This is a genomic window from Rhodococcus sp. P4_F5, from assembly GCF_056401315.1.
Genome location: NZ_JBFUJP010000119.1, coordinates 1 through 7,577, shown reverse-complemented (window position 1 = coordinate 7,577; position 7,577 = coordinate 1). Strand labels below are relative to the sequence as shown.

The following is a 7,577-nucleotide window of genomic DNA, read 5'->3' as shown; positions in this document are numbered from 1 at the left end:
GCGTCGGGGCGCGGCGGGCCGGTGGGGGCACCGATGACCGGCGCCGCCCGCGGGGCCGGCGAGGGCGAGCGGCACCGCACGCCCGCCTACCTGCGCGGGTTCGAGCACTTCGGCGACGGCCGGGTGGTGATCCCGTCGGTGATCGGCGCGGACCCGGACTGCTCGTCGTGATCGAGACGCCCGCGGTGCTGACCTCCGGCGCGGTGCTCGCGCCCGCCGGGCCGCCCTCAGCGACCCTCACCCTCGACGAACTGGGCCTGCTGGTCCACCTGCTGCGCATCGACGAACTGCCGGTGGTGCTGGACGCGTCATCGCGATTCGACACCGCCGCGGCCCGCGACGCCGCCTTCGTCGGGGCGGCCCGGACCCTCGCCGACCGCGGCCTGCTCGACCATGGCGACCCGCACCCGGACCTCGCGGACCGACTGCGGATCCTGGCCCGGCCGGACCGGGAGGTCGCGCTGCGCCGCTACACCGGCGACGGCGTCGACCGCCTGTGCGTGGCGCAGGGCCCGCTCGGCGGRGCCATGGCCCGTCGTGAGGAGAACTCCGTTGTGCTGCAACCCTGTTCGGTTCCGATTCGGGACCTCCTGTGCGGCACTGCGGGTTTCGCGCGGCCACTGATGTTCGGACCCGTCAACGCCGTCACTGCGGGGCTCGTCGAGACACTGTCGGACTGCGCGGACCCGGCTGCGACCGCCCGGAAGCTCGCCACCCTCGGCGTCGCGGCCCGCGAGGCCGGGGTGCTGGCCGCCGCGCTGGCCACCTGCTTCGCCCGCACCGAGATCGTCGCGATGCGCCGCGCGGACGGCCGGTCCGCACCGCTGGGCGCACCGGTCGCGGTGATCGACACCGACCACGGCCGGATCCTCGGCACCTCGAGCACCGCCACCGACGGTACTGCCTGGTCCACGCTCGGACCGGGCGGCGACGCCCGGGTCCGGCAGGCCGTGGGGGCCCTGGTCGGCGAGGTCTGATCTCGCCGACCAGTGCCATGGACTAGCTGGAACCGGAGCAGGAGATACCCGTGCACGGCTTCTCGCCGGCAAAGAGCGCGGCGACGAACGGCGTGCTGTCCGCCTCCGACGCCGGCACCGTCCCGAGGTGGTCGGTCGGGTAGGTGCGGAACGCGAGGTCGACGTTGTTCGCCGCGAGGTCGGCGGCCAGCTTCAGCGTCAGCGGGGCCGGGACGTCGATGTCGTTCAGGCCCTGGCCGATGAAGACCGGCCGGTCGTAGCCGTCGGTCGGCACGGTGAGGATCTTGCGCGCCGCGGCCGTGAAGGCCGGCGTGTCGATCGACCTGGACAGCAACTGACCCAGCGAGACGTCGGCGTACTTGGTACGGGCCTCCGCGTAGCAGATGTTGTTCTCGACGTCGTCGAGGATGGTGCGCCCGAGCGGGCTCAGGTACGAGTCGACGTCGACGTCCGGTCGGGCCGCACGCAGGCCGTCGAGCGCGTTGGCGATGTACACGGTGGTGCCCTTGAGCGGCAGCTTCGGGAACGCCGGGCCGCCGAGCGGCAGCAGGTTCTCGATGTTCGACGGCACCCCGGTGGCGACGGCGCCGAGGTAGTCGAGCTCCGGCGCGTACGAGGTCGCCAGGTTCGCGGTGAACATCGTCGCCTGGCCGCCCTGGGACTGGCCCATCGCGACCCACTTGGACGAGAGGCCCGGCTCGACGGAACGGGCGGCCCGCACCATGTCGACGACGCTGTGCGCGGCGGAGCGGCCGTCCAKGTAGGGATGCACGCCCGGGGTGCCGAGGCCGACGTAGTCGGTGGCCACGACGGCGTAGCCCTGGTCCAGCCAGTGCCTGTAGGACCGGACGCTGCGCTCGTTCAGCGGGTTGGCCGACGGGGCGCACTGGTCCGCCACACCGGTGGTGCCGTGGGCGAAGGAGATGACCGGCCAGCCGCCCTCCGGTGCCGTGCCGTGCGGCAGGTAGACGGTCCCGGTACTGAGCATCGGCCTGTCCTGCGGCCCCTGCGACCAGTACGTCACCAGCGAGGACTTCGCGGCACCCGGCAGCTGCCGGTCGGCCGGCTGGTCCCGGACCGACGTGACCGTGCCCGGCCGGTCAGCGGCGACGGGAGCGGCGGCGGCCGGGGCAGCCAAACCGGCCGCGACGGCCAGGCACAGGCCCGTGCTCACCAGCGCGGCGCGTAGACGACGGGTCAACTTGATCTCCTCACGGGTGTGCGCCCGGTCACCATGCGGACCGGCACACCGACCATAAGTTAGACCTACCGTCTGGTCAATCAATCATTCTGGACAGGTCCGCAGCCCGCCACGTGGCGGGAGTCAGTCTGCCTTTCCCGCGGCGGACCGCCAGGAACGGACGTAGATGTCGATGGTGTCGGCGAACAACAGGAACGACCGGTCGACACGATCCCGATCACCGGTGGCCAGCAGGTCCAGCAGCAGCCCGCGGACCTGGGCGAGGATCAGGGTTGCCGTGTCGGCCACCCGGTCCGGCGGGCAGTCCGCGCGGCGCAACCCCGCCTCGAGCGCGGCCAGCCACTCGCCGACGAAGTGCTCGAGGAACCGCTCGAAACGCGCCGGATCCAGCAGCGCCTGGGCGTAGATCTCGAACATCAGCCGGAACCGGGGCAGCACCTCCGGTGCGGTGCGGGCGGCCCACCACCGCTTGAGCAGCTCCACCGGGTCGTCGCCCTCCGTGCCCAGCGCCACCGGGATCGACCCTTGCCGGAGGTTCTCCACGACCGCGCTGAGCAACTCTTCCTTGCTGCCGAAGTGGTTGAGCAGCGACGCGTGCGAGACCCCGGCCGCCTGCGCCAGCGGCCGGATCGACTGCTCGCCGACGCCGTTCGCGATCACGTAGTCGGTGACCGCCGCGAGCAGCTCCTCACGCCGCCCTGCGTATCGCAGGGTGCGCTTGTCAACTCGCTCCGTCACCGCCTCAGAATACGCATCGACCTGCCCGAATGGTCCGCTTGACCCGACCGGCGGCACCCCCGTCGGTCAAACGCATGACAGGCGCGCCGAGCGGTCAGCCCATGGGATCGTCGGGCACCACGGGGGCGAGATCGAACGGGGGCAGCACTGCGCCCCAGCGCACACACTGCCAGCCGCCACCGACGGTCGGCACCAACTCGACGGTCTGGGTGTTGTCCAGGTGGGTGCGCGCGGAGAACGTGCCGTCCATCCCGGCGAGGTACCCGGCCACCAGCCGGATCGCCGCACCGTGGCTGACCACCAGCACGTCGCCCCCGGCGTCGGGCGCCTCGAGGAACTCCCGGCGCAGCGCGCTCAGCACCGGGACGTAACGCTCGAGGACGTCCTCGCCGGACTCGCCGCCGGGGATCCTCGCCGCCAGGTCGCCGGCATGCCAGGCGTGGAAGACCTTGGCGAACAGCTCGTGGGAGGCGCGGTCGGCCCGGTCCTCGAGGTCACCCGCCTGGGCCTCGTGAATCCCCTCGCGCACCTGCACCGCGACGCCCGACGCCCGCTCGACCCACCGAGCGGTCTGCCTGGCGCGCAACGCCTCCGAGGCCACCACGGCCAGCGGCGAGGTGCCGACGAGCCGACTGCCGAACTCCCGCGCCTGCCCCTCGCCGACCTCGGTGAGCCGGGCTCCGGGCAGCCGGGTGTCCAGCCGCAGGCCCACGTTGGCCTCCGTCTGGCCGTGCCGGACCAGGATCAGCTTGCCCGCCATGTCACTGCTCCCCGTCCGGTTCGCCCGCGCCGATCCGGCGCAGCCACTGACTCGCCTCCTCGTCCGACGGCGGAGGCTGCCCGCCCGGCGTCGCCGCCGGCCACGACCCGAGGAACCGGACCGTGTGCTTGCGGTGCAGGGCCTTGAGCGCCTCCGCGACGGCCGCGTCCTCGAGATGCCCGATGCAGTCCAGGAAGAACCGGTAGGTGCCGAACTCGATGCGCGTCGGCCGGGACTCAATCCGGGTGAGATCGATTCCACGAGTGGAGAATTCGGACATCGCACCGACCAGGGAGCCCGGCTCGTTGCTGAGCTGCAGCACCACCGCGGTGCGGTCGGCCCCGGTCGGCGCGGGGGGCGGCGCGGGCCGGGCGACCAGGACGAACCTGGTGCGGGCGCCGTCGACGTCGGCGACCGAGGCGGCCAGCACGCTCAGACCCAGCCGCTCGCCGGCCAGCGCGGTGGAGACCGCCGCGTCGGCCAGGCCCGCGGCCACGTCCTCCGCGGCGCCGGCGTTCGAGGACGCGGACTCGAGCCGCACGTCCGGCAGGTTCCGTTCGAGCCAGAGCCGCACCTGGGCCGAGGCGACGGGGTAGGCCCGGATCGTGCGCACCTGGTCGAGCGTGGTGCCGGGCCGGCCGACGATGGTGAAGCGCACGTCGAGCTCGGTCTCGGCGACGATCTGCAGCCGCTCCCCCGACGCCAGCGCATCCATGGTGGGCGGGACCGGCCCCTCCACCGAGCTCTCGATCGGCACGACCGCCGCGTCGACGACGCCGTCGCGGACGCGGTCGAGAGCCGCGGGCGGACTCGGGGCGGCGATGCGCTCGACCGGGCCGTCGAAGGCGCCGTCCTTCTCGAACTTGGCCAGAGCCATCTCGGTGAAGGTCCCGGATGGTCCGAAGTAGGCGATGCGTGGCACGGGTCCAGGCTACTGTTCAGCCCTTCGGGTCTGCCGCAATCCCGTGCTCGAAGAGGTACGACTCGGCCTCCGCCGCGTCGTCGACGGCGACACCGACCAGCACCTCACGCACGGCCGCGGCCGCGGCGGGGCTGAGCGCGGCCACCGGAATCGGGTCGGCCGCGGCGAAGGCGGCGGCGATGTCGTCGCCGCGCAGCGCCGCCACCGTGGCCGCGAGCACCGCCACCACCTCGGCGCCGGTGCGGGCCCGGGCCACGAAGCCGGCGTCCGAGTGCGCAAGAACGGCGAGGAAGTCGGCGACGTCCTCGGCGGCGGTACCCGCGTCGAGCCCGGGGTGCGCCCCGGCGTCGGCGATCCGCGCCGCGGACTCGGCGGCCCAACCGCGGGACTGGTCTCCGCGTTCGACGAAGACCACGAGCCGGGCTGGCAAGGGCTTCGGGTCCCCCTGGGCGAGGGCGACGACGTCGTCGAGCTGGTCTGCGCTGCAGTCGATCTCGAAGCGCGCCGGCCGCGCCGGCGAGGCGGGAAGCAGGTCCGGGTCGGCGTCCAGGCGCACGCAGACCGGCTCGTCGGGAACCTGACCCGGCGCGGCCAGCAGGGCCCCTGCCGCGATCACCGGCGGCCCGAACAGGACGCCGCGGCGGCGGGCCCGGACGGTGTCGACGTCGGCGCAGACCTCGAAGAGCAGCCCGGCGAAGGGCGGTTCCGGGTCGCGCGGGGCAGGCGGTTGCAGCGTGAGCAGGGTGGACACGCCCCCAACGGTAATCGGCGGCGACGGCCCTTGCGTTCCGCGGCCACCCTCCCGTAACTTAGGCATGGCTAACCTACTGTGATGCCGGTAACCGAAGGGATCCCGCCGATGAGCACGCCAGAGATCACGCTTGGCCCGTCGACCGCGGAGCGGGTGCGCAGCGCCTGCGCCCGCGCGCACCAGGCGGTCCTCGCCATCGACGGCAGCGACCCGGTCGTCGTGCCGGTCCAGCACCTGCGGGCGGGCGGCGACGTCGTGCTCACCGTCCCCACCGACTCCGCCGCCACCGCGCTGGCGTGGCAGGCCTCCCGGGCCGGGCTGCCGGCCGTCCTCGAACTCACCGACCGGGCGCCGCTCCCCCTCCGGGAACCGGTGCGCTCGCTGGTCTGGCTGCGCGGCGCACTGCACTCCGTGCCCCCGGAGGCCTCCCGCGCGCTCGCCGCCGCCGTCGCCACCGACCACCCCGACCCCGGACTGCTCGACGTCGGGCACACCACCACCCTGCTGCGCCTGGTACTGGACTCCGCCGTCGTCGCGGACAGTCACGGCGCCGAACCGGTCCCGCTGGACGACCTGCTCGCGGCCCGCCCCGACCCGTTCTGGGAGATCGAGGACCACTGGCTCGAACACCTCGAGGCCGACCACGGCGAACTGGTGGACCTGCTCGCCCGACGGCTGCCCCGGCACCTGCGCGGCGGCCGCGTCCGGCCGCTCGGCCTGGACCGGTACGGCATCCGGTTGCGGGTGGAGGACACCGGCGCCGAGGGTGGCGGCGCCGACAACGACGTCCGACTCTCCTTCGGCGACCCGGTCGACAACGCCGCCGCCCTGAGCCGGGCCCTGCGTCTGCTCGTCGGCTGCCCCTTCGTCAACGGCCTGCGCGCCCGGCACTGAACCGGCCGGCCGGCCCCGGTCGGCTACCGTGGCCCGGGTGACCAGGCTCGACGAATGGCTGCGGCCGAACGCCCCCGCTCCGTCGGAGCCCGCGCCGACGCCCGAGCAGCGACGGGCGCTGTGGTTCGAGATAACCGTCGTCCTGCTCGTCACCTTCGGGCTCAGCGGGCTGTCCGGCATCCTGTCGCTGACCGAGGACGCACTCGCCCCCGGCGTCCTCTCCGACCAGACCGTCGCGCTCAACGTCACCCAGTCCACCGTCGGCTGGATCGACCTCGGCCGACAGTTGCTCGGCATCGCCAAGCTGTGTGCGTGGGCCGCACTCGGGCTGTACCTGCTCTGGCGCAGCGGCCTGGGCCCCGCCCGGATCGGCCTGCCCGCCCGGCCGGACTGGCGACGCGACCTGCTGCCCGGCGTCGGGCTCGCGGCGMTGATCGGGCTGCCCGGCCTGGCGCTGTACCTGGTGGCGAACGCCCTCGGCGCCAACCTCACCGTCGTGCCCAGCACCATCGACGACCACTGGTGGCGGCTGCCCGCACTGGTGGCGTGGGCGTTCGCGAACTCCGCCGCCGAGGAAGTACTGGTCGTCGCGTACCTGATCTCGCGGCTGCGACGGCTCGGCTGGAGCGAGAACCGCTCGCTGCTCGCGTCCGCGGTGCTGCGCGGCAGCTACCACCTCTACCAGGGCCTCGGCGGCGGGCTGGGGAACGTGGTGATGGGCCTGGTGTTCGGCCGCTACTGGCAGAAGACCGGCCGGCTGTGGCCGCTGGTCGTCGCGCACTGGCTGATCGACGCGGTCGCGTTCGTCGGGTACACCGCGCTGCGTGGCCACGTGTCCTGGCTGCCCTGACCCGTAGAGTCGTTTCACGTGAACGGCGACCGTCCCCAGCAGCGAGACCCCCGCGACCCCCACGCGGGTCGCGCCGGAGCCCCGCGCCCGCAGATGCCGCCGAACCAGCCGCCGCGCCGAAACCCCCCGCCGAGCTACCCGCCGCCGAACTACCCGCCGCCGCCCCGCGCCCAGCCGCCGTACCGCGGCGCCCCGGCCGACCCCGGACCCGAGGGCACCCAGGTGATCCGGCGCGATGGCCGCGCGCAGCCCCCGCAGGCCTGGTCACAGCCGCCGGCCGGCGGTCGCCCGGCGGGCCCGCCGCCGCAGCAGACCCACGCCTACCGACCGGCCGCCGGGTCGGCGTACACCCCGACGCAGACGCCGCAGCGCCACCCCGGCGCGTCCGGGCAGCCGGTCCGCCCGGGCACCCCGGTACCACCACCCCCGCGTCGCGACCAGCCCGCGCCGCCGGCCCCGCCGCAGCGGCCGCAGAACCCCGCGC

General features: G+C 74.1%; 8 protein-coding genes and 1 pseudogene. 4 read left to right on the top strand and 5 right to left on the bottom strand.

Annotated features, from left to right (window positions below; all coding sequences use genetic code 11):
* Nucleotides 1-167 precede the first annotated feature (167 nt).
* Nucleotides 168-977: an ESX secretion-associated protein EspG gene (locus AC1DU4_RS25740; protein WP_477844716.1), complete on the top strand. Its 810-nt coding sequence runs from the start codon at nucleotides 168-170 to the stop codon at nucleotides 975-977.
* A 22-nt stretch (nucleotides 978-999) separates the two neighbouring features.
* Here AC1DU4_RS25740 and AC1DU4_RS25735 read toward each other — a convergent pair whose 3' ends face one another.
* From AC1DU4_RS25735 to AC1DU4_RS25715, 5 genes are all read right to left on the bottom strand, one after another.
* The gene (locus AC1DU4_RS25735) at nucleotides 1,000-2,178 is read right to left on the bottom strand and encodes a lipase family protein (protein WP_477844714.1); all 1,179 of its coding nucleotides are present in this window, start codon (nucleotides 2,176-2,178) and stop codon (nucleotides 1,000-1,002) included.
* A gap of 123 nt (nucleotides 2,179-2,301) precedes the next feature.
* Nucleotides 2,302-2,916: a TetR/AcrR family transcriptional regulator gene (locus AC1DU4_RS25730; protein ID WP_477844712.1), complete on the bottom strand. Its 615-nt coding sequence runs from the start codon at nucleotides 2,914-2,916 to the stop codon at nucleotides 2,302-2,304.
* A gap of 94 nt (nucleotides 2,917-3,010) precedes the next feature.
* Nucleotides 3,011-3,676, bottom strand: a complete 666-nt coding sequence (locus AC1DU4_RS25725; RefSeq protein ID WP_477844710.1) for a histidine phosphatase family protein — start codon at nucleotides 3,674-3,676, stop codon at nucleotides 3,011-3,013.
* Nucleotide 3,677: 1 nt separating this feature from the next.
* Complete coding sequence (pheA, locus tag AC1DU4_RS25720) at nucleotides 3,678-4,598, bottom strand: prephenate dehydratase (RefSeq protein WP_477844708.1); 921 nt, start codon at nucleotides 4,596-4,598, stop codon at nucleotides 3,678-3,680.
* A gap of 16 nt (nucleotides 4,599-4,614) precedes the next feature.
* Nucleotides 4,615-5,349 (bottom strand): hypothetical protein, encoded by a 735-nt coding sequence (locus AC1DU4_RS25715; protein ID WP_477844706.1) that lies wholly within the window; start codon nucleotides 5,347-5,349, stop codon nucleotides 4,615-4,617.
* 108 nt (nucleotides 5,350-5,457) lie between these two features.
* Between AC1DU4_RS25715 and AC1DU4_RS25710 the strand changes: the two genes are divergently transcribed.
* From AC1DU4_RS25710 to AC1DU4_RS25700, 3 genes and pseudogenes are all read left to right on the top strand, one after another.
* Entirely contained in the window at nucleotides 5,458-6,243 is a 786-nt protein-coding gene (locus tag AC1DU4_RS25710) for a DUF2470 domain-containing protein (protein WP_477844704.1), read from the top strand.
* Nucleotides 6,244-6,280: 37 nt separating this feature from the next.
* Nucleotides 6,281-7,093 carry a CPBP family intramembrane glutamic endopeptidase gene (locus tag AC1DU4_RS25705; protein ID WP_477844702.1) on the top strand — a complete coding sequence of 271 codons (813 nt, stop codon included), beginning with the start codon at nucleotides 6,281-6,283 and terminating at the stop codon, nucleotides 7,091-7,093.
* Between the two features lie 18 nt (nucleotides 7,094-7,111).
* Nucleotides 7,112-7,577 (top strand): annotated as a pseudogene (locus AC1DU4_RS25700) (hypothetical protein); the annotation flags it as partial.

Coding starts and splice junctions, on each gene's coding strand:
- AC1DU4_RS25725 (WP_477844710.1), bottom strand. CDS start 3,676: ATGGCGGGCAAGCTGATCCTGGTCCGGCACGGCCAGACGGAGGCCAAC.
- AC1DU4_RS25710 (WP_477844704.1), top strand. CDS start 5,458: ATGAGCACGCCAGAGATCACGCTTGGCCCGTCGACCGCGGAGCGGGTG.